Origin of the sequence: Paenibacillus sp. TC-CSREp1, from assembly GCF_050171015.1 — a bacterium.
Lineage (GTDB): Bacteria > Bacillota > Bacilli > Paenibacillales > Paenibacillaceae > Paenibacillus > Paenibacillus silvae.
Genome location: NZ_JBNOKM010000020.1, coordinates 58,058 through 79,685, shown reverse-complemented (window position 1 = coordinate 79,685; position 21,628 = coordinate 58,058). Strand labels below are relative to the sequence as shown.

Annotated in this window: 16 protein-coding genes; 4 read left to right on the top strand and 12 right to left on the bottom strand. The window is 47.2% G+C overall.

Annotated elements, in window-relative coordinates; genetic code table 11:
* Window positions 1-8: 8 nt before the first annotated feature.
* The 4 genes from ACQSGY_RS25545 to ACQSGY_RS25530 all read right to left on the bottom strand — a co-directional run bounded on the left by ACQSGY_RS25545 (window position 9) and on the right by ACQSGY_RS25530 (window position 7,044).
* On the bottom strand, window positions 9-1,697 hold the full coding sequence (locus ACQSGY_RS25545; protein WP_427181465.1) for a VWA domain-containing protein: 1,689 nt from the start codon (window positions 1,695-1,697) through the stop codon (window positions 9-11).
* Window positions 1,698-1,709: 12 nt separating this feature from the next.
* A complete protein-coding gene (locus ACQSGY_RS25540; protein ID WP_427181478.1) occupies window positions 1,710-2,441 on the bottom strand; it encodes a hypothetical protein in 732 nt (243 codons plus the stop codon).
* A 1,556-nt stretch (window positions 2,442-3,997) separates the two neighbouring features.
* On the bottom strand, window positions 3,998-4,564 hold the full coding sequence (locus ACQSGY_RS25535; RefSeq protein WP_427181464.1) for a Uma2 family endonuclease: 567 nt from the start codon (window positions 4,562-4,564) through the stop codon (window positions 3,998-4,000).
* Between the two features lie 146 nt (window positions 4,565-4,710).
* Window positions 4,711-7,044, bottom strand: coding sequence for a beta-L-arabinofuranosidase domain-containing protein (locus ACQSGY_RS25530; RefSeq protein ID WP_427181463.1), 2,334 nt, complete (start codon window positions 7,042-7,044; stop codon window positions 4,711-4,713).
* A 206-nt stretch (window positions 7,045-7,250) separates the two neighbouring features.
* Between ACQSGY_RS25530 and ACQSGY_RS25525 the strand changes: the two genes are divergently transcribed.
* Window positions 7,251-8,018, top strand: a complete 768-nt coding sequence (locus tag ACQSGY_RS25525) for an AraC family transcriptional regulator (protein WP_427181462.1) — start codon at window positions 7,251-7,253, stop codon at window positions 8,016-8,018.
* Window positions 8,019-8,192: 174 nt separating this feature from the next.
* On the top strand, window positions 8,193-8,711 hold the full coding sequence (locus ACQSGY_RS25520) for a GNAT family N-acetyltransferase (RefSeq protein ID WP_427181461.1): 519 nt from the start codon (window positions 8,193-8,195) through the stop codon (window positions 8,709-8,711).
* A gap of 238 nt (window positions 8,712-8,949) precedes the next feature.
* On the opposite strand, the gene ACQSGY_RS25515 is transcribed toward ACQSGY_RS25520, so the two are convergent.
* The gene (locus ACQSGY_RS25515) at window positions 8,950-9,996 is read right to left on the bottom strand and encodes a 2,3-butanediol dehydrogenase (protein WP_427181460.1); all 1,047 of its coding nucleotides are present in this window, start codon (window positions 9,994-9,996) and stop codon (window positions 8,950-8,952) included.
* Window positions 9,997-10,136: 140 nt separating this feature from the next.
* On the opposite strand from ACQSGY_RS25515, the gene ACQSGY_RS25510 reads away from it, so the two are divergent.
* A complete protein-coding gene (locus tag ACQSGY_RS25510; protein WP_427181459.1) occupies window positions 10,137-11,042 on the top strand; it encodes a LysR family transcriptional regulator in 906 nt (301 codons plus the stop codon).
* A gap of 206 nt (window positions 11,043-11,248) precedes the next feature.
* Here the strand turns inward: ACQSGY_RS25510 and ACQSGY_RS25505 are convergent, their stop codons facing one another.
* The 4 genes from ACQSGY_RS25505 to ACQSGY_RS25490 all read right to left on the bottom strand — a co-directional run bounded on the left by ACQSGY_RS25505 (window position 11,249) and on the right by ACQSGY_RS25490 (window position 17,175).
* Window positions 11,249-13,003 (bottom strand): methyl-accepting chemotaxis protein, encoded by a 1,755-nt coding sequence (locus ACQSGY_RS25505; RefSeq protein ID WP_427181458.1) that lies wholly within the window; start codon window positions 13,001-13,003, stop codon window positions 11,249-11,251.
* A 358-nt stretch (window positions 13,004-13,361) separates the two neighbouring features.
* A complete protein-coding gene (locus ACQSGY_RS25500) occupies window positions 13,362-13,847 on the bottom strand; it encodes a hypothetical protein (RefSeq protein ID WP_427181457.1) in 486 nt (161 codons plus the stop codon).
* A 15-nt stretch (window positions 13,848-13,862) separates the two neighbouring features.
* Window positions 13,863-15,305: a WXG100 family type VII secretion target gene (locus tag ACQSGY_RS25495; RefSeq protein ID WP_427181456.1), complete on the bottom strand. Its 1,443-nt coding sequence runs from the start codon at window positions 15,303-15,305 to the stop codon at window positions 13,863-13,865.
* Between the two features lie 511 nt (window positions 15,306-15,816).
* The gene (locus ACQSGY_RS25490) at window positions 15,817-17,175 is read right to left on the bottom strand and encodes an amino acid permease (RefSeq protein WP_427181455.1); all 1,359 of its coding nucleotides are present in this window, start codon (window positions 17,173-17,175) and stop codon (window positions 15,817-15,819) included.
* Between the two features lie 82 nt (window positions 17,176-17,257).
* On the opposite strand from ACQSGY_RS25490, the gene ACQSGY_RS25485 reads away from it, so the two are divergent.
* Window positions 17,258-17,587: a hypothetical protein gene (locus ACQSGY_RS25485; protein WP_427181454.1), complete on the top strand. Its 330-nt coding sequence runs from the start codon at window positions 17,258-17,260 to the stop codon at window positions 17,585-17,587.
* A 332-nt stretch (window positions 17,588-17,919) separates the two neighbouring features.
* Here ACQSGY_RS25485 and ACQSGY_RS25480 read toward each other — a convergent pair whose 3' ends face one another.
* The 3 genes from ACQSGY_RS25480 to ACQSGY_RS25470 all read right to left on the bottom strand — a co-directional run bounded on the left by ACQSGY_RS25480 (window position 17,920) and on the right by ACQSGY_RS25470 (window position 21,064).
* Window positions 17,920-18,378 carry a GNAT family N-acetyltransferase gene (locus ACQSGY_RS25480; protein ID WP_111273592.1) on the bottom strand — a complete coding sequence of 153 codons (459 nt, stop codon included), beginning with the start codon at window positions 18,376-18,378 and terminating at the stop codon, window positions 17,920-17,922.
* A 139-nt stretch (window positions 18,379-18,517) separates the two neighbouring features.
* Entirely contained in the window at window positions 18,518-19,861 is a 1,344-nt protein-coding gene (locus tag ACQSGY_RS25475) for a DUF1963 domain-containing protein (RefSeq protein WP_427181453.1), read from the bottom strand.
* 21 nt (window positions 19,862-19,882) lie between these two features.
* A complete protein-coding gene (locus ACQSGY_RS25470) occupies window positions 19,883-21,064 on the bottom strand; it encodes an alanyl-tRNA editing protein (protein WP_427181452.1) in 1,182 nt (393 codons plus the stop codon).
* Window positions 21,065-21,628: the final 564 nt, after the last annotated feature.

Here is a 21,628-nt window from a genome sequence, read left to right as displayed (position 1 = left end):
ATGTATGATTACATCTGTACGTTAAACAGGTTTCCCATTTTGTAGACGACATCGTCGGTATCCGCGTTAATGCTCGCTGCCTCGTTAATGCTGGAGATGCTCTCCAGTGCTTTGATGTCGGCATTATATCCAATGGTGTAGATCGGCACTTTGTAGGTCTCGACCAGACCCCGGATGTCCTTCAACGTGTGGCCTTCATTCGTCTCGCCATCACTCAGGACAAAAATCAGCGGTTTTACATTCGGGTTAGCCGCCATATAATCCTCCAGCATCTTCATCGCAACAACGATCCCGTCAAAGGTTGCCGTACCGCCTCCAGCCTGCAAGCTGTCCACCGTTCCCACAAACATGGATTGCTGATTCGTATCATACTTGGCTATCGGCAAATTCATGGTCACTGTACTGGAGTAGGATACAAGCCCGATGCTATTGTCGGTACCGAGATACTTCTGGCCAGTGCGCAGCGATTCCTTGAGTCGGTTCAACGGCTCGCCGTCCATGCTGCCCGATACATCGGTCACAAATACGGCTGCAATCGGTTTGCTTCCGTTTTTCTTCTCTTTCCAGACTTTCTGAGCGGATAAAAGTGTACCGCCATCCACAGAGGCCAGCTCGGATTTGTAATCCTGCAAGCCGTTAAAGCCGAACTCTTCCGCCTTCTTCTGATACTGGGCCTGTGTCACAAAGTCCGCAAACTTCTGGATGATCTCCTGTTTGTTCTGCGGCAGTTGACCAAGAGCGTACAGTGGGCTGTCATGCCTTGCGCCAAAAGGAGTGAACACATAGCCGCTCTTGAGATCAGCTGTATTCACATACGTCTGGTATTCCAGCACAAAGGCATCCAGTCTGCCTGACTTGGCCGCTTCACGCATCTGAATGGTTGTGGACGCCGTAAATGGCACGTTGGCCTGGAATTTCTCGAAGCCCTGAATCGCCTTCTCGCCAAGCGGATTAGCGCTATCATACGTGTTCAGTGCGGTTACAAGGAAGTTAAGCCCCGTCGAGCTGGCAAAAGGATCTGTGTACCCCATCGAAAGCTCATTGTTGGCAATCGCTTCAGTTACGGTTTTGACGTTAACGGCACCATATGTGTTGACGAGTGCATCATATTTGGCTTTGGAGATGACAATGCCTGGAACGTTGCCAACGAGGCGCTTGGAGACGAGCTTGGCTTTCACTCCGCTCGCTTCCACCATCGCACCCCACAGCTCATTAGACGGTGTAAAGGCATCAGGCACATATTTGCCGGACTTGATGTAATCTGTCGCTGTACCGGAGGCAATGTTGCGGATTTTGACCGAAACGGCTTTGCCGCCAATCGTGATGTTTGCTTTGTTAAAAGCATCCCCTACCTCGGTCAACCAGCCATCGACTCCGTTGCCTGATTTCTCCGGGGAAGAGAAAATTTCGACATAATCATTTGTGGTGTTCTCCACGGTAATCGGGAATTTCGAAATATCAGGCAACGATTCTGCTACATCGACCGGATCAAGATCAATCTGTCCCTTAACGGGCTCAGCCGTAGCCGGTGCGATATCTGCGTATAATTTGCCAAGCTCCTTCCCTGCATTTTCAGTTGTGACCTGTGTGGACGTTTTACCAAAGTTGGATGTTAGTGTGATCCCGGCGTAGACCAGACCAAACACCAGCACAAGCATCATGATGGATATGAATAAAAATTTCCCTTTCTTCGCCATACGTTCATCCCCTCACTGTCTATATAATTTTGTGTGTTTGATTAACTGATCAATCTCCTGCATACAAGGCATCTGTTCAATATCTCCGGCTTCAAAGCTGTCCAGACGTGAAATCTCCAGCAGCAATTGATCCAGCTTGAGCAAAATTTCTTCATTGGTGTGCAGTGAATTTTTGACGTAGGTCAGATAATCGTTGTACACTTTCGTTTTTTCCTGAAAAAGCTTCTGCGGCAAATTTACCGATTTGGATTTCATCATACTGGCATAGTCTGCTTCGTCAAAGACGTTCAGCCGGTTGAGGATGCTGCGGATGTTCAGATACAGCAGCTTCTCGACCTCCTCCGTGACGGAAGCGAATTTCTTAAAGCTCAGCTCGCCTGGATCAAACCGTTGATGAAGTACATTCATCAGAGTCTCTTTTTTCTTTTTCATCCGGCTCAGCTGAGACAGCCCCAGTGTTATATCCTCTTCAAGCACCTTGATACGTCTGTAAAAGGATAGCGCTTCGACATAATCTTCATGGGTCTCGATCTGTCTCACGGGTAAAACAACCGGCTGTTTGAACAACAAGGCGTAGCTGCCATAGAAAAGCGCCAGTGCACTGCCAAACAGCAAGGTCACGGACAGGGCTGTCTGAAACGCACTCTCTCCAAATCCCAATCCGACAAAGCCCGGGGAGAAGGCAAGAACGTTCGCCGCCACAATGCCGAGCATCAGTGCAAAAAATTGTATGTACCTGGTCATGGTCAATCATCCGACCTCCTTTCATGTTAGATGTTGGCATTTCATGTCATATATCCCCTGTTCCTCATCTTCTCATTGTACATGATGTGAACGCTCTCAGGTGGATAGGATTGGAAATCAATATGGAAATATTGCTTCTTATACGAAGGATGTAAGGTGCATTGGATGATATGGATGTGTATGATTGACTCGTCGTGAACAAAAGAAAAGAACAAAGAAAAGATAGATATCATAATATACGTGGCTTGGGCTTATCCCATTATCTATTTTCAGGGACAACACAGAACAGGCTGTGCTGCTTGCAGGTTAGAATGTTAATTGTTCTGGCACCGACTGTGTGAACTTGGCGGCACGTCCGATCGTCAGCGGTGCGGGAAAAGTGAGGAATACAGCCATTTATTCGGTAATACGTGGAAATACGGGATGCGTGTCATTTTTTATATAAGATTTTGTTAAGCGCGGTAGAGTATAATCCGTCAATAGAAGGCTGGCGCGGGCATGGAAGGTTTACATGAGATGTTTACATGGGAGGCTTACATAGGATGTACGAGGGAGTGTGCAAAGAGGAAGCATACAAAAAGGACTCTACAAAGAGCATCGCACCAATTCAGCAAAACGTGGGCGTGCACTATACATGTGTAACTCTGCGCAGACCAAAAAGACGAAACGGCAGATAACCTCCGACTTCGTCCTTGTGTGACTGCGGCTGGCATATCGCCATATTTCGTCTTTTGTATCTTGATCAGAGCAGCTTGCATCTCGCCTGTATGGTGAAGGATATGCCCGACCTACTGCCCATGCTGAAAATTTCAGGTTGCCTTACCGGATCTATTTTGGCGCCCGGTGTAATGAGTTTTTACCCATCAAGATACTCAACCGCACGGCCGTATTGGTACTGGCACTGGCGCGCTTCTTTGTTACTGTAGTGGCACGATACTCTGTTACTGTAGTTGTATTGTAGTTATATGATACTCTGTTACTTCACCAATCTGGTACGTGTTGGTGGCTCTAACCTCGGTTACTTTTCCAGCACCATCCTGGTCACCGATCGTCTAAAAATGTCACGGTCACGGTCACGGTCATGCTCTATTTTACCTTGAGTAACTTTTCTGCACTTATCTGCACCACACTTCATATTACCTCACATTACATACTTCACTTTACTGCACAAACTCTACTACACACCATCTACTTCGCGGGATTTACTGCAAAAGTACTTCTAGACGCCGGTACTTTCGGGCCAGCACGACTCATACGGCTAACGATTCCAGATGACGCTATTTGCAGCATTTCAGCCCATTTCAAAATGTAACGATTCAGAGAAACGTTATTTCCGTATTTGAGGTGTGATTTCGTTGATTTGGACCCGTTTCGGTCGAAATAGCGTCGCTAGGAATCGTTAGATTTCTGAACAGGCGGAATTCACCCAAATAAGCTCTGTACGATTCGTTAGAATCTCAGCGCAGCCCGGCACTTTCGAGCTCAACACGATTCACACGGCTAACGATTCCAGATGACGTTATTTGTTGCATTTCACCCCATCTTACGCCCACCAACTATCGGAGCTTGAACAATGCATCCAGCGGAATGCTTAGGTCAGGATATAAAACAGACTGAATCGTTTCCTTTTCTATAAACAAGGAACGATTTTTAAAGCAGCCATCCTCCAATGCGTACACATGTACAGTTTGATTGCCTGGATCAACAATCCAATATTCACTTACGCCATATTTTTCATACAGGTTGAATTTTTCATTAAAATCTTTAAGCGCCGTCGAAGGGCTTAACACTTCGATGATAATCGAGGGGGCACCATGGCAACCATTTTTGGATATCTGCTCTCGGGAGCACACAACAGACAAATCCGGCTGAACCACTTGATCAGGTGTATCATATGACTCGCTTTCGCTGAAGAACACATCAAAGGGGGCGACAAACACATAACACTGCCGATTCTGAAAAAAGTTCCTTAACGAAAAGTGCAGCTCCCCCACAATAAATTGATGTAATGAGGTAGGTGCAGGAGACATATTATACGCTTTACCATTAATCAGCTCCCATGATCCTTCCCAGGTCAACCAGTCTCGAAAGGTATATAGGCGCGTATTATCAGGCTTTGCCAAAATTGCATCCCCTCCTCTTTGTTTGCCACTTGCATTAACCACCTTGAGTGTATTATATCATTGCATTTGCAGCATCTCACAACACAGTCCGAAGTTAACCTCTCTCAATCTCAGGTATATCACTTTATTTACACATAAACCAGAAATTATTCCATCCCGATCACGTTCAAACCATCTGGTCTGCTCCGCATTGTGCGAACCTCGGTTACCTTCCCGGCGCAGCTGTTGTCACCGATGGCCTGGAATGTTGCCGTCACCTGCTCCTTACCTCGGGTTACTTCCTCCAGGATATCATAGGTCGCGTAGAATACGTCACCGATTTTGTTCATATGAATGCGCTGCTCACCCACAACGACTCCGTCCACCAGAATACTGAAAACCCTCTCGTACCGTACCCCTTCACGCTCAAAATGCAGATAATCCCCGCCCCAGTACGCTACGCACAGCACATTCACAGCGTCCGGGTCCACAGCCAAACGATAGCTGAACGCTGCATCCTTCACACCGTATGCCTCGCGCCACATGTATAGCTTGTTGCGACCGTTTGTGCCAGAGCCGTTATACTGCTCTCCGCGGCAATTGCTGCCGAGCTGATGCCCAATCTCATCCTGCTGTCCGTCCGGTTGTACGCTGTCGATGGTGAGGTCGTTCAACGCTTTCTCTAACGCGTCTCCTTCATCATTCAGCGGCCAGTACACGGTGTAAAACTCATGGTGCACAGCATAGAACGGAATCAGCTTCACGGCTTCACCCGTGGACGTCACTTCCTTGCTGAGTTCAAACGTAAGCTTGCTCGCATCCACAACGTTGATCCATTTGCGCACATCCTCTTCTTCCGTCCAGATTACAGGAACAGCTGCCGTCTTCGGATTCAATGCAGTCTCGTCAATGATGGTATCCTCGGGAAGCCCTTCACTGCCAAGTGCTCCGGCAAGCACAATCGGGCCATACAGGAATGCAACCTTGTGAGCATCGTCTCTGGCAGTATATTTACGCAGCGCCATCGGCAGCGTAATGCTGATGACATCGCCCGCTGTCCAGGTGCGGTCGATGGAGAGATAGCCGGGTTCCAGGCGGGTATACGACTGGGCCGAATCCCCGTTTACTGTTGCCGTCATCGGCTCCTGAAGCCATGACGGCACACGTAATCTGAGATGAGCCGAGGCGCTGCCTTCGGTAATCGTCAGGGTTACCTTTTCCGAATAAGGGAAGTCGGTTTGCAGCTTTAAGGTCAGCCCCTGTGAAGCCCAGTCCAGCTCCGACGCCATGTACAGGTTCACATACAGGTCTCGCTCATGCTCATAATAGATGGCCTCGGCGTATTTGCCCGGGTTCTCCATACCTGAACCTGTACAGCACCACCACGCCGTATCACGTGTACCGTAAATTTTGTAGTGGCCCTGGAGGGTGGACGCAAAATACGTTTTATTCCCCGTATCCGGGTCCTGCGTGCCAAGAATATGGTTATAGATGGCGTTCTCATAATAATCCATGTAGGTACTGTCCGGGTTCCACGCAAACAGCTGCTTCGTCAGATGCATCATATTATGGGTACAGCAGCTCTCCCCGGTTTTGATGCCAAGGCTCTCCATGCCCTTTGCTTCGTAATGCTCCGATATACTCGTTGCGCCAAATACATAAGAACGATGCTGCACGGTCGTATCCCAGAAAAATCGGGCTGCCGTCCGATACCGGGTCTGCGCAGGGTCCTGGTTGTAAATTTCAGCCGCACCGATGACTTTTGGAATTTGCGTGTTGGCATGCCGCCCCTGCAGCTCATCGCGCTCCTGCTCCAGCGGCTCCAGTATGAGTTGATGCGTAAACTGGTGAGCAGCCTTCAGGTAGGCTGGCGTTCCTGTTATCCCGTACAGCTGGGCAAACACTTCGTTCATCCCGCCATGCTCACACAGCAGCATCGTCTGGATCTGCTCCTCGGTCATGGTGTTCAGGCCCTCCACTGCCCAATCCGCAAAACGTGTAACGACCTCAAGCGCCAGCCCATTGCCTGTCATTTGATAGGCATCAATCAGTCCACGATAGATTTTGTGCACACTGTACCAGGGAACCCAATACTCGCCGATGTTGAAGCCCCCGATATGCTCTGCACGAAACGCAATGTGGAAAGCCTTCTCGGACAAACCTCCGATATATCCGCTGCCTGTTGTCTGCTGGATCGCTGCCAGCTCACTCACGGCGTAATCCAGCGTTTGCTTCAATGTGACATTGCCCGTAGCCGGGTAAGTCACTGCAAGCGCTGACATGAAATGCCCCAGGGAATGACCGCTGATCGAGCGGGCTTCCCAGCCTGCGTAACGTTCCTTGCGCGGCGTTAATCCGTGTGCTTCATAACATGGAGCCAGGAAACGGTCAATGTCCAGCGATAACAAATAACGTTCCCCGGTATGCTGCGACGTTTGAAACAGACCTTCCAGCAGCTGAACATGTGCGGGGCCTAGAAATCCTTGTTTGGTATCTATCATGCGGCTCGCTCCTTTGAGATATGTATTTTTTTTAGGAAATGATAAGATCAGGTGCTCTGTCTGCAAACAAAGGGTAAAATCCGTGATTCCTTCCAGTCAATCTTATCCCCATGATTCAGCCTTCACCCTTGAATGTCCTCATATTATCAAATAAACTACGATTACATCAGACCCAGAATCCAAGAAAAGGTGGATAAATCCGTCCTATGTCAAAGCCAGTGGAGCACTACCTGTGCGGGAAATTTATATCAGAGGGCAACTGGAGCCACATGCGGCGCAGCATGCCGGTTCACGAAATTATTTTAATGCTGGAAGGTGAGATGTACATTGCGGAGGATGAGGAAAAATACGTTGTACGTGCCCATGATCTGCTGTTTCTGAAGGCAGGCCGCATGCATTATGGATATCGGGTTAGCGATGCTCCTGTCAGCTTTTATTGGATACATTACAGCGCAGCACCGGCCGTTTTCAGCAGTTTTCCAACCCATTCAAGCATTCAGGTGCCTTCAATGGCCAATCAGCTGTTCAAGCAGCTGCTGCATGTATGCTCCTTCTCACCCGAAGAGGCTGATGCCGCCGCTCTGCTGCTCCTGAAGGAGCTGGAGAGAAATCTGCAAACAGACTATCGTCCTCACAGTGCTGTCGTGGATCATATCTGCAAATGGGTCGATATCCATCTGCATACGAATATGACGGTAAATCAGATTGCAGAGCAATTTAATTTCAATAAGGATTACATCTCCAAAATGGTGAAGCGTGAAAAAGGGGTTGGGCTCAAAGCGTACATTCTCACAGAGCGGATGCGCCGGGCGAAACGGCTGCTGCTGAATACCAATGCCAGTGTAAAAGAGATTGCTGCCCAGTGCGGCTTCAATGACTACAAGTTATTTCTGCGCACCTTCAAGCAGCATGAGGGGAACACGCCAACCGAATATCGCAACCATCTGCACAGCACACAGTTGAACCGCTTATAAGCAGCAAGAAAGGATACTCGCAGCTTGTGTCCTCCGTTGTACGTGATTATAGTTGTTATAGAAATGTTGAAATCTCTTATTCAAAATTCCAATATATTGATCCGATTCTGCTGTGATATAATGCAAAACAAATAACATTTCCTACTTAGCTTATAAGAAAAGGAGAAATTAATCATGACGACGGCTGCCATTACTATTGTTCCGGCGACTCCGGCTGACCACGACGATATTGTCGATATTCTGGCCGCCAGTTATGCCGAGTATCAGAGTACATTTGAACAATCAGAACGATGGGAGGCCTATGTAAAAGATATCCGGGAATCGGTTGACAATCCGCACCTGACCGAGCTATGGATCGCCAAGATCGACGAACAGATTGTTGGCACGGTTCAGTTGTTTGAGACTGCACATAAGGCCTATCCCAACTTCGAACTGCCGATTGATTATCCATTTATTCGCCTGCTCGGCGTTGCTCCCGCCTGGAGGGGACACGGCATTGCGCGCAAGCTGCTCCAGCGGTGCATCGATTCAGCGAAAGAAATGGGCAAAACGACAGTGTACCTCTATACCGGCGGCCAGATGCTGAACGCGATCCGGCTGTATGAACGTTTTGGCTTTGTGCAGGACAAGGAATTCAGCTCTGTCAGCAGTGGGGGTAATGCGATCTGTTATCGTTATGACTTCCATGGATGATGGATGGCTTACTGATGGATGGGTTACTTGCTCATTTACGACATATAGCATATCTAGCTCTCTGGTTTGACAGACTGCCTTATCAGGCGAATCTGCGCAGTTACGGAAATGCTGCTGAAGTGCAAACAAAGGGCTGCTCCTATGTCATCAGGTCAGATGGCATGAAGGGAGCAGCCCTTTGTTCATTCAAAAATGCTGAGTATCCGAGTGCAACTCGGTTAACTTTCTTTCGTTCAACTTATTTTTCAGCAATCTCGATCAAAATCTTCGCATGGCTCTTGTCACTCATCAGCAATTCGAGTCCATCCTGTACGACATCATTCAGTTTAATTTTCTTGGTCACAATCTGCTTCACGTCCAGTGCTCCCTCCGCAATCAGAGAAATGACTTCAGGGAAGATGTGGCGATAAGCCAGAGTGGCAGTCAGATACGCCTCTTTCACCAGCATATGGAAGAAGTTCACCTGAAGCGGGTTCGGAATAGCCGCAATGACCACCACTTCCCCGCCTTTTTTGATGACGGAAACAGCACTGTCCATCGTTGGCTGCACACCAGCAGCTTCGTATGCAACATCAATACCGCCTGATTGCTGTGTAATGACCTCTGTTGCATCTACTTTACTGCTGTTTACCGGAATAGCACCCAGTTTGGCCGCCAGCGCCAAACGATCTTCAAATACATCGACAGCATACACTTCGGAAGCTCCGGCAGCTTTGGCTGACAAGATCGTTAACAAACCAATTGGGCCTGCTCCGTATACTGCAACCTTGTTGCCCACCTTCAGCTTGCTGTGGCGAACCGCATGAAACGCTACTGCCGTCGGCTCGACAAGTGCTCCTTCCTCAAAAGATACGTTATCCGGAATCGGATGCACCATATAGGCTTCAACCACAACATATTCGGCAAAACCACCGTTCCCGTTCAGCCCTACGAATCCGAATTGTGTACACTGATTATATTTGCCATGGATACAATATTCACAGGTTCCGCAATGGTATAATGGTTCTACGACTACACGATCCCCTATATTGATACCGCTTACATTATCACCTAGAGCGCTAACTGTACCTGCAAATTCATGGCCTAGCGTTAATGGTGCTTTTTGGCCTGACAGCGGATGATTCTCACCCTCTTGAATTCCTACACCGTGATGATAGGCGTGCAAGTCACTGCCGCAAATTCCGGCGTATTCAACTTTAATCTGAACCTGACCGGCCTGAGCAACCGGTACCTCGCGCTCTTCCACACGAACATCCTTGTGACCATACCATACTGCTGCTTTCATCCCTGTTCATCCCCTTTTCTAAGTTGATAATTAAAGAATATCCTGCTTGTCTATATATTATATCGCTGTTCACCCATTATTCATATTTATAGATACTTATGTTAACATTACTTGAACTAATGTATATCAGGAGGCAGCTCATGAATCTGGAACAGCTCGAGTACGTCGTTGAAATCGCCAAAACCCAATCCTTCTCCGCAGCATCAGAGCATCTTCATGTCACCCAGTCTGCGATTAGTCAATCGGTTCATCGTCTGGAAAAAGAGCTGGGGCTCGTTCTGTTTGAACGATCCAGACAAGGTACACATCCCACATCTGAAGGTAAACAATTTATTGCCAAAGCACTCGACATTTTGCAGCGAATCGATGAACTGAAGTCTCTAAACGCCTCCACTTCTACACTCACTGGCGATCTTCACGTCGCTACTTTTCCAAGTGTGATGCCTTATCTGGTACAATCGGCTGCCGATATGAAGCGGGATCACCCGCAGCTAAGGCTCTCTATAGAAGAGAAAGGTTCGATGGAGATTATCGAGGATATTCGCACAAACAAAACACATCTCGGCTTTATTGCGATCTACGCCAAACAGCTGCGTGAACTGGATGGTCTACATTTTACGCCGATGTATTCCAGCAAGCTGGTGGTATGCACCCATCAACTGTCCGAACTGGCAAAGCATACACGTGTCACCCCTGACCAATTAAAAGAGCATAAACTGGCATTGTACCGGGACGGCTTCATTGAAGATTTTCTGCAGGAGTTCACCTATGAATACGGGCCTCTGTCCATTCTGTTCAAAACCAATAATTCTGAAGCCATCAGTACGGTATTAAAGAACAATATTGCTGCTACGATCGGCCACGACTTTTCTTTTCATCAGAATCCGCTCTGGAAAGAAGGCCTGCTGAAAATGGTTGAAATCACCGAGATTCAGCAGCCTAAGATGCAGATCGGCTTTGTGCAGACAGAATCGCGAGAAGCTGTGGCCGCGGCAGAGCAATTTGCCCGCCGCTTCAGGCAGGCCATTGAACTAGGCCATCTGTAACAGCGGGCAAGATACGATGCCGTTCAGGAATTAAAGGCGTTTCAAGCATTAGAAGTGCAAAAAGGCTTTGCCACCGGGGCAGAGCACTTTTTTGATGGTTTGCTGTTGTCTTGTTTCCTTCCCCTTTTTTTTACACTTTTGCGTTTCTTTTGTGCTTCTTTTGGTGGGCGTTTGGGTGCCTAAGTTCTAGCAGTTATCCCAGTTACCTAAACCTTTACTTTCTGTACAGCCTCACTCATCTCATTGGTTTGCTGCTCAAGCATTGTAGATGTATCCGCTACCTTGCGGAACATTGCAGATTGCTCCTGCATCAAACGATAAATCTCATCTGAATGGTCAGACACACCTGCCGAGATCTGTGAGATTGTGTTGACCGAAGCGGCTGCCTCCTCTGAACCGGCTGTAATCTCCTCCGCCGCCGCAGAAACCTCCTGAATACGCTGGGTGACGAGTTGGAATGCATCTACCACTTGCGAGAATGCCTGCTCCGCTTCAGCTGTAAATATCACGCCCTGACCAATCTCCTGAGCAGTAACCCCCATTCGGGAACCAATCTGCTGTGATTCCTGTTCAATACGAAGCAGCAGATCGGAGATTCGTTCCATGGAGGAACTGGAGGCCTCAGCAAGCTTCCTCACTTCTTCTGCCACCACGGCAAAACCTTTCCCATGCTCACCTGCATGAGCGGCCTCGATGGATGCGTTCAGTGCAAGTAGCTTGGTCTGACTCGCAAAATCCCGCACCGTGTGCAGCGCACCACCGATTTCAGTGGAATAGTTGTTCAGCACCTGCACCATGGCAGTTACCTCTCCAGACACTTCGGAGATGTTTGCCATCTGTCTTTTCATCAACGTCATACGCTGTTGTCCGGATTCTGCCGTAGCCAGTGCCGATGTTGCTGCATCAGACACCACATTGGAAGATTCAGAAATATCGTTAATCCCTTTTGCAATCTCTTCCATCGCATGCGCACTGTCACTTGCACTTTGCTTCTGGGTATGCGCGCCTTGTCTGATCTCCTCAACAGCAAGATCTACCGTTCGGTTCATCGTTAGCATGGCTTCGGTGCTTCGGTTAAATTCTTTGGTGGAATCGGATAACAATTCTGTCGTCGTAGCGACTCCTCCCACCATATCACTTACAATTTTGTTCAAATTCCCAGACATATGTATCATCGCTTGATAAGTTGTTCCGATCTCGTCCTTGCTTCGCAAACGATATGCTGTCAGAATGCGATTAGCCTCAGCGAGCTCGCCCTGTGCCATCTTTTCCACACTTGACTTGAGCGGATGAAGAGGGCGCAATCCTCTAACAATAAACCACATAACTACAGCGATGCCCACAAGTGTGGCGAGCAGCAATATAATGTAGAATGGAAGGCTTGATTTTAAAATCTCAGACTCAATACCTCCGATAACGGATATGCCTGTATCAATGCCAATGACTCCTGCCGGAGCACCGCTCTTATCCAGAATCGGAGCATAGGAGGAAATATAGTCACCGTACTCAGCATTATTAATGATCGGTGAACTTGCTGTCTCTCCTTGCTGCAGCTTCTGTACAGCATCTGCCGGAATATCTGTCACTTCGTTGATCGCTGAGGCTTTGTCAGCATCCTTCATGCCGTCCACCATCATGAGGGGCGTGCCTTTATCATCGATTTTGACGAAATACACATACATTGCACCAATCCGTTCACGGAAATCATCCAGTTCATCCCGAATGCGGAGGTACTCCTCATTTTCTTTGGGGTCCTTGGCAAACTCCAGATATGATGCTGTATCCAGCTGCTTCACATAACTTTGGGCAATCTGGATATTGTAGCTTGAAATAGCTCCTTGTGCAGCAAGCTTTACATTAGCGACCTGAACCAGCATACTTCCGGCTGCTATAATCATAATGACCAATGTGACAATAGCCGCTATACGCACAACCAAACGTTTCCTGAAAAAACCGATCATCCGCTCCCTCTTCCTCCCCGTGAACCAGGCCTTTTTGACTAGGCTATACCCAAAAAACAACTGTTTGAAGCACTAAGTATGGGAAAATAGTATATGAATCTGTCGAATTAGGCAAGAAAATATTGGTTTTATATAAAAACGCTATCACTGCTGTGTTAACTTTGGTATTGGGGACTTTAAAAAGGCTTGTGAAGCGAGGCATTCTGGGGGAATTTAGGCAAAGAAAAACTCCAACGTGGTAGTTGGAGGTCTGTCGCTATTTCAATGGTATGTTTTGAACGGGTTTAATAGCGTATTTTTAGTTTGGTAAATCCAATAAGTTGTAGAATCAGTGTTATAAAGTTTAAAACGAAATTTTCTAAAATTGTTCTATCTCAAAAGGTTTCATTGTTACAAAATTTTCATACCATTCATTTAAAGGGATATGGGCTCCATTCACTATGTCTAGGGCATTTATTCTAAGAACAAACATTCCATTCCTTTCAAGTATCTTAATTAATGGATCGTATATACTTAAATTCTTGTACCTATCCGGGTGTTTTTCACCATATTTAGCAAGATGTAAATAGTATTGAATGATGTTCTTTAGATATAGGTTTTCTCCTAGAAACTCCACAACTTCAGAGTTACAATAGTTGGATATTTCTATTTCTTCAGCATCGCCCAGCAATTTTGCTATATCCGCGACTAAGGGTTTTACCGGCTTGATTGCCTCTTCTTTGAAAAAACAGGCCAATCTTCGCAGAAATTCACATGCAAGATCTGCTTCTGCCTCAGAAGCTATACTGCCCACCAATTTCCAATCAATACTATTTATCCTTGTAATTGCTTGCTTAAGATACATGCCGTCACCTCATATTTAATAATCAATTTCATCATCCATATGTTTAATAAAATCGGAACCAGAATCATAGCCTGGAAAAGGTTCTGTTGGATTACGATCTGTTATGTTTGCTTTATCATGTGCATTTTTTGAAGGATCAGGATCAAACCTTTTTGTTTCTTGATTCCATGTCGATCGATCTCTTAATGGCATTCCGCCATCCATATATTGCTTTTCTTTGATCTCATGATTAGCAAGTTTCATGAACCACTCTCTTTCCTTCTCTGTTAATTCTGCCTTTTGAGCCTTTTGCCATGCGTATGCAATATCTGCATCTGCTTGAAAGTACAACTCTTGATATGGTTTACCAGCTATGGATAAGTGTTTTCTCTCTAAAAAAAGATGCTTCTTCATCATTAAAATCTTTTCTTCTGTTAATGTTGTATTTCTTGCTACCGTTCCAATATCCTCGACACCCGATTTTCTTATATCAATATATTTTCTCTCAAGAAGTGCCTGAAATCCATCTTCAGGTACAATTATATACTTTCTCATCTGAACAGGATCAGTTATAAAATCAACATCCTGTATTCCCTTACCCATTCCCTTTTCCTTCTCTACAAATTCAGAAAATTTAGAGGACTCTCTGGCCTTTTTGCTCTCCGCGATGTTTTCCATCAATCGAAGTCGTGAGTCTATAAATCCGTTAAAACCACCCGTCATTGGCCCCGTTCCAGGCTGGCGGTTAAACGCACCAATCTTTGTACCGCCTCCTGACGACGTCAATAGATTACGCGGTTTGATCATCTTGGCGGTGAGACCACCTCCAACCATCATGCCTCCCATGCCCATCATATTGGCCCAGTGCTCGCTGGACCAGGCATTCGTGGGAAATATCGCTTCACGGATTGTACCATGGATGCCAAAAGTCAGCCAATTGGCGGTGTCATTCGGTGAGTCGAATGCTTTATTCGCCCGATCCATGTACCCTTCAACCAGTCCGCTGGGAATGCCAAACGTCCAATAGTCCAGAAATCCGCCCACACTGTCATAGCGCTTTTGATAGCGATCATCTGCAGCCTGCATAAAAGCAGTACCCAGCTCTGCCAAACTGTCCGCTGATTTTTGAAAGAAGTTACGCGTATCAGTAACTGGGGCCTGGCATGCATTAGGTGGAGGCGGCATACAATTCGCATCATAAGTCTGAACAGCCTGCTGATCCGCTAATCTGAATTTTTCAGCATGCCCTTCAAGCGTTTTGGCAATCGATAGGGAGAGGGAAATGAAATTCTCCATAACCCGCTGCGCGGCTACGAAATCTGCATAGAACCGTTCCTTGGTGCTTCCACTCCACTGCCTTTCAATCTCGAACAACTGTTGTTTCAAGATGTGATTCATCTGGGCAATCTGACTTTGGGCTGCCGCAAACTGTTTGGAAACCGACAATAGCTGATCAGGGGTTACTTTAATCGTTGTCATGTCATACCTCGTTCTGAATATGTAATTCGTTGTTATACGAAAAATGGCATGTTATAAAGCTTTACTCATCCAGCTTATGGGATTCGATTATATAGTGATTAAGTATATTTTCGTAGAGACTCACGGCTCAATATTTTAGTTCCTACTACCCCCAGAAAGTCCTATTTATAGAAGCCTTAACGACCCAGATATCATCTTACTCCCTGTCTATTAAAAAATCCCGGCGCAAGCGCCGAGACATTGTATCCCCCTCTATTACCAGGCAGATGATCAGAAGATGACCTAATTGTCAGCAATACCACAATCTCAATATTTATCTACCACAACGCCCAACGTTGCCCCTCTGACATATGGCTGACCACTCAGGGACTTTAGCTGTTTTGCTGTCCCTGTCACGCTCGTTTTTTATTCATTGTACACAAAAAGACCCTACAAGATGACCTTTTAAAGTGTCCATCTTATAGGGTACATTTTAGAGATCATCTGTACCTTCTTATCATACTAAGTCTCTTTAAGCTGATTTGCTATTCATCTTGCGAAATCGAATCAATGACCAGATCGTCAGCAATGCAAGTACAGCGAGACAGATGCTAATGCTGAATCGATTCCCCTCGTCAAACACAAACATGACAGCAATGACGCTGAGGATTAGAACAACCACTCCGGTAATATACGGGAATCCCCATACCTTGAATGTAGGCTCAACCGGATACTTTTTACGCAATTTGAGCTGAGAAGCAGCGATACAAATCCAGACCAGAATCACGACAAACCCCGGAACGGCAAGCAACACTTTAAACAGCTGATCTTGGGCAAACAATCCTAACATCGAACCTCCCAGCAGAACAACCGTGCACACCAGCAAGGTGTTGATTGGGCTGCCGTTGCGGTTGGTTTTTGCAAGTGCTTTAGGCGCTTCCCCGCCAACAGCCATCGAATGCATCATACGAGATGCTCCGTAAATACCCGAGTTCGCTGCGGATAGCACCGCGGTCACCAGAATAAAGTTCATAATATGAGCAGCACCCGGAAGACCGGTTGACGCAAGAACCTGTACAAACGGACTGCTCTCTGGACCAATCTCGTTCCACGGAATAAGCCCGCAAATAATCAGAATCGGCAGCGTAAAGAACAAAATGATTCTGAACATGAAATTGCCCACGATCTTGGGCATTACTTTCTCTGCATTTTCCGTTTCCGTCAAGGTCAGACCGATCAGCTCCGATCCTCCATACGAGAACATGACGACAAGCAATGCAGAGAAGATCGACGTCCATCCATTGGGGAAAAAACCGCCGGCTTGCGTATAGTTTTGCAGGTAAGGTGTGTTGTCACTTGGAATAATACCAAAGATCAGCCCTGCCCCGAGTACGATAAAAATAATAATCATCGCAATTTTGATCCCGGCCAGCCAAAACTCGAATTCCCCGAACACACCAACGCTGAGCAGATTCACCAGTATAATGAATGCTGCACACGCAAGACTGAGCACCCATAGCGGTACGTCAGCAAACCAATATTGCAGGAAACTGCCCGCAGCAATGACCTCAATAACACACACCGATAACCACAGGAAGCAGTACATCCATCCCATAATAAACGAAACTCTGCTCCCGAACGCTTCCTGCACGAAATCTTTCATATTTCTGTTCTTGTACACCGTAGCCATCTCGGCCATCGCAGCCATAACCACAAGTAGCAGCAGTCCGGCGAAAATGTACGTCACAATGACGCCTGGGCCTGCAAGCCCAATCGTGCCTGCACTGCCTTTAAAAATGCCTGTCCCAATGACACCGCCCATCGCCATAAATGTGATGTGTCTGGGTTTTAATTTTTTTTGTAATGCTTCTTCCGTCTGAGTCTGAGCCAATAGAAATCCTCCTGAGGTACAAAAACGTCTGTAATCCTTGTCTATTTTCGAGCATTATAAAGTCCAGTATACCCTATCTCGCATGAATCAGCCCATCTATTCTGTATGGCCAATTCATGCCAAACCTATGACAGCCTATGATTTATACCCCATAACTGCACAAAGTAATCGGTATGTTGCCCATGCTACCAAGCTATATCCCACGCCATACATCAGCCACGAATCCAGATTGGCGGTGAACGTCCCCCAGTCACTGGTTATATACAGCAAAGGCAGCAAGAGAGCTACCCCCAAAGCGATTGACCTGCTGCACCATTTCGAAGCGTACCAGCACACACCCAAAATCACAGCCAATATGGGACACAATACAAATACAACGAACAATGGGTTCATTCCTTCAAACCACCAGTAGAGCATTGTCCATGCACTCTCCATTCTGTGATGCGTCACAGCGTTCAAATCCCGAATTCCAGTTTACCACTTTTTGCGCGATATGAACTGTATCAAATGTTTCAATTTAAACGAAATAAAACCAGCCCCCTATACTAGGGCGTGTCTTGAAACCTACTGAAGTGCATCTTTTACCCCCTTTTCGCCCCCTGCTACGTCACTTTCCCTTGACGTGCTCCGGCACGCCTACGGGAAACTTCCTTGCTTGGAACGAAAATTCGGCAAAATCTGCTTTCTTCAGAGTTTTCAGACACGCCCTAGAGAGACTGGTTTCCATACGAATGATCTATCATTTCATCCAATAACTTTGGTCATAAATTTACTGTTGGGGTCTGGAACATAATCAGCAAACGGCTCGCAGTATTCAAAACCAAAGTCTTCATACAGCTTGCGTGCCGGGATAAAAGAATCCATCGAACCCGTTTCCAGACTAATGCGCTGATATCCGCGAGATGTTGCCTCTTCAATGATGTGCGTCAAAATGTGCCGGGCTACTCCTTTGCGTAAATGAGCGGAAGCCGTACGCATCGATTTTAGTTCGCCATGCTCCGCGCTCAGTTCCTTAATGGCTCCGCAGCCAAGCAGCTCATTGCCTTCCCATGCACACCAAAACGTTATCTCGGGCTTCTTGAGTCCATCCAGATTCAAAGCATGTATACTCTCAGGCGGCGAATCTGCTGCCATGCCTAACAAATGCTCCGCGATTAGTGCTTTTACCTGATCCCCACTCAAATCATCCACTCTAATTTCCATCGTTTCCACTCCTGCCGACATTTTGTAATTTATCTATCTCTACGAAGCTAATCAATAATTATATTTTACAACGATGTCAGGTTTTGTGACAACAGAAGTTTGGTGCCGGAAATTAGATTGGAATTGAGAATTGATCACATCATGACTGCTGATACGATACTGCTGTCATCTGGCACGGCTCACAGCCAAACATATAATACACACCTTCACCATTCTCTTGAATCATCTCACCGTCCAGCTGTCCGATCGCTTTCATCGTAGCAGAGCAGGCTGGACATGCAGGATAGTCTGCATCCTGCACCCAACCCGGATGACCTCCAACCTGCGATAGGGAAGGCTCCATTGCCCATTCACTACCATGAAAAGGCTGGCGCGGTTCCGACGCGATATGGAACAAACGCCGCTGCACCGAATCATCCAGAGTACTCCATACAAGTCCCGAAATATCGGCCTTGATCTCTTCGACGTCGATTTCATCCAATCCATCCGGCTTCACATTATGCTTACTCCAGATTGGTTTCCCTTCTGCATCCATTTCCATGTACATCACGCTGTAACTGCTGCATACCAAGCAGGTCTGCACATCCAGTTGCGGGAACTTCCAATCCACTGAATGGAGCGCAGGATGCTTTACATGTAAATTCATTAAGCTGATCAATGAACTACCACACCATGGACAATGATTGGAGCTCGGCACAAGCAAAGAAATCGGAGCACCATCAAGGTTTTTGCTCTCTTTTCCCCCTGCATCAATGTCTCCTGCTTCATACAATGAATAACTAGGGGTGATAAACAATTCTCTGCGTTGACCATCTCCGGTTAACTCCCAGCCCGCCTGCAAGGTGTATCGGTCAGGCGCCACATAAAGCTTGCTGGCCCAATCCGGTGCAGACTGCTTCCACTGCCAGAACTGCTGTACAACAGCTTCGTCCCCAATGTAGGCCAGTATCATGAGGATATTATTGCGATTCTCCTCATCGTTGTTCACCTGCTGAATCAGATGATCTCGCGCCTCGTTAGAGGCGCTTTTAAACAAAACCGCTGGATAAACAATCTCCCGCTCCAACAGTTCTGGAATTTCCGCTGTAAGGGGCAGGTCGTGGTAACACACCAGATATAGCAGGATATCCTTGCCCGCGTCCTCATCCTCCGAGCGGATCAGTTCCATAGCATAGCGCTTCATCTCCAGCTGCTGTTCTGTTGATAGAGACAGGTATACCTGTTCCATCGAGTATTTATAAGGTATATATCGAATAAGGGGATCATACGTCGGCGGTGCATGCATGATTTTCAACACGTCTGCCGCATCCGTAATACCTTCATACAGATCCACATCACGCCGATTTGCTTCAATATAACGCTGGTGAGCTTCACGTTCCATCTCCTGCTTGCAGGGCATGCAATACCCGCCTGTTTTGGCTGCCGTGGCTGGTAAAATCATATGCTCGCAGCCTTCCCGTATACACGGAATACGCTCTGTCATGCTTCAGCCCCCCCCCATGACTTACGAATGATGTCCCAATTGTTCCTTCGTAAACTCATAAAATGCTAGTGCATCCTCACTGCTGGCAAAGCCCGCCTGAGCCATTTTCTCACTGCCTCCGCCTTTGCCCTGATACGCTCCAAGATTGCCTTTGAAAAAAGGTCCACACGCCCATTCCGCAGGCTGTCCGTTCTGTGCCAGTACCACCTTTGCCTCCGAGATGCTGGCAAACAGCACCAAACCTTCATGCTCTTCGGTCAGCTTGGCTGCAAGACTCTGCATGTCCTTGAGGGATTTATCCTCAAATACCTTGGCGATGACCAGTCCTTCCCGTGCCGCAAGCAGCTCTTGTGCGTAGTACGTGTCATTGGTTGCCTTTACCGCATTCAGCTCGCTTTGCAGCAGCTTCTGGTCCTGCTCCATTTTGGCAATCCGCTCCAGCAGCTCGTCCCGATTTGTCTTTAGTTTGGTCGTAATATTATTCAGCACCTGCTGTGCCGCTGTAAATTCGTTCAAGGCTCTTGTGCCACATTTAAAATAAATGCGGGTGCCGCCCTTCACCTTCTCGGTTTTGAGCAGCTTAATCAGACCAATCTCGCCCGTGGCCGCTACATGCGTGCCGCCGCAAGCATTGTACTCTACACCCTCAATCTCCACGATGCGAATGTCTTCCGTCACCGTAGGCTGCTTGACCAACGGCAAACGCGCCGCTTCTTCGGCGGTAACCCAGGACGTATGAATCGGGGCATTGCGGACAATCTGCCGATTCACCTCCTGCTCGACAGCATCCAGCTGTTCTGCGCTCAGCACCTCCGCAGCGACATCAATGGTGTCATAGTCTGTGCCCAAGTGAAAGCTGAGTGTCATCGCATCCGTCAGCTTCAATGTAACTGCTGATAACAAATGCTGACCCGTATGCTGCTGCATATGATCGAAGCGGCGATCCCAGTCCAACTCGCACTGCACTTCATCCTGCTCCGGGGAGCGCTCCAGCTTATGCCACACGTCTCCATCTTCCAGATTGACGTCCAGCACAGCGATGCCCCCGATCTGCCCCAGATCACAAGGCTGACCACCTCCATGCGGGTAAAATGCCGTTTCGGCCAGCGTGACGTAGACACCATCTTCCTTTGTCACACGATGGGTAATATGTGTATGCCACTCGCGTGTGTACGCAGAGTCATAATAAAGTTTCTGAGTCATTAGAGTGATTCGTTCCCTTCTCGTTCAAGTGAGTAGTTCTATTCTCAGATTACACTATTTGGCATATCTAACGCCAATATTGCCGCTTGGATGTAAAAATGATGATCATTATACAAATGACAATCTATAGCTTCTCTGGCTGAGGCATCCGTTCCGGCATACTCATAAACAGTAAATTACTGCCTTTATATAAATAAGCCCTACACAGCCACGTTCCACTCAACATAAAAAGACCGTTCTGTAAGCCAAGCCTACAGAGCGGTCTATATTTATCCAACGTTTGATGTACAAACGTTGGATATGCGCAGCCAGATGATTACACCGGAACGGAGATGGAAGACTAATGCTCGCCTGTAGACACCAAGAACGAAGCAGACAGAAAGGACCTGGAGAAGCGGAGCTAAAAGCTTTCTGAAAGAAAGCTACATCGAAAGCATAGGCTTCGCATTTATCACCGGATTGTTCCCTTCAGGGAATCATTCAAAATAATCCGGGGATAATGGCGATCGAAAGGTTTTCTGACTGTGCCGTTCCCGTGTGTCTACCACACCCAGCATAGTCGCC

Bases quoted from the DNA above. Each gene is read 5' to 3' on its own strand.
- ACQSGY_RS25500 (WP_427181457.1), bottom strand. From the start codon at position 13,847: ATGTATCTTAAGCAAGCAATTACAAGGATAAATAGTATTGATTGGAAA.
- ACQSGY_RS25505 (WP_427181458.1), bottom strand. From the start codon at position 13,003: ATGATCGGTTTTTTCAGGAAACGTTTGGTTGTGCGTATAGCGGCTATT.
- ACQSGY_RS25475 (WP_427181453.1), bottom strand. From the start codon at position 19,861: ATGACAGAGCGTATTCCGTGTATACGGGAAGGCTGCGAGCATATGATT.
- ACQSGY_RS25480 (WP_111273592.1), bottom strand. From the start codon at position 18,378: ATGGAAATTAGAGTGGATGATTTGAGTGGGGATCAGGTAAAAGCACTA.
- ACQSGY_RS25540 (WP_427181478.1), bottom strand. From the start codon at position 2,441: ATGACCAGGTACATACAATTTTTTGCACTGATGCTCGGCATTGTGGCG.
- ACQSGY_RS25470 (WP_427181452.1), bottom strand. From the start codon at position 21,064: ATGACTCAGAAACTTTATTATGACTCTGCGTACACACGCGAGTGGCAT.
- ACQSGY_RS25520 (WP_427181461.1), top strand. From the start codon at position 8,193: ATGACGACGGCTGCCATTACTATTGTTCCGGCGACTCCGGCTGACCAC.
- ACQSGY_RS25530 (WP_427181463.1), bottom strand. From the start codon at position 7,044: ATGATAGATACCAAACAAGGATTTCTAGGCCCCGCACATGTTCAGCTG.
- ACQSGY_RS25485 (WP_427181454.1), top strand. From the start codon at position 17,258: ATGAATCAGCCCATCTATTCTGTATGGCCAATTCATGCCAAACCTATG.
- ACQSGY_RS25545 (WP_427181465.1), bottom strand. From the start codon at position 1,697: ATGGCGAAGAAAGGGAAATTTTTATTCATATCCATCATGATGCTTGTG.
- ACQSGY_RS25515 (WP_427181460.1), bottom strand. From the start codon at position 9,996: ATGAAAGCAGCAGTATGGTATGGTCACAAGGATGTTCGTGTGGAAGAG.
- ACQSGY_RS25510 (WP_427181459.1), top strand. From the start codon at position 10,137: ATGAATCTGGAACAGCTCGAGTACGTCGTTGAAATCGCCAAAACCCAA.
- ACQSGY_RS25525 (WP_427181462.1), top strand. From the start codon at position 7,251: ATGTCAAAGCCAGTGGAGCACTACCTGTGCGGGAAATTTATATCAGAG.
- ACQSGY_RS25495 (WP_427181456.1), bottom strand. From the start codon at position 15,305: ATGACAACGATTAAAGTAACCCCTGATCAGCTATTGTCGGTTTCCAAA.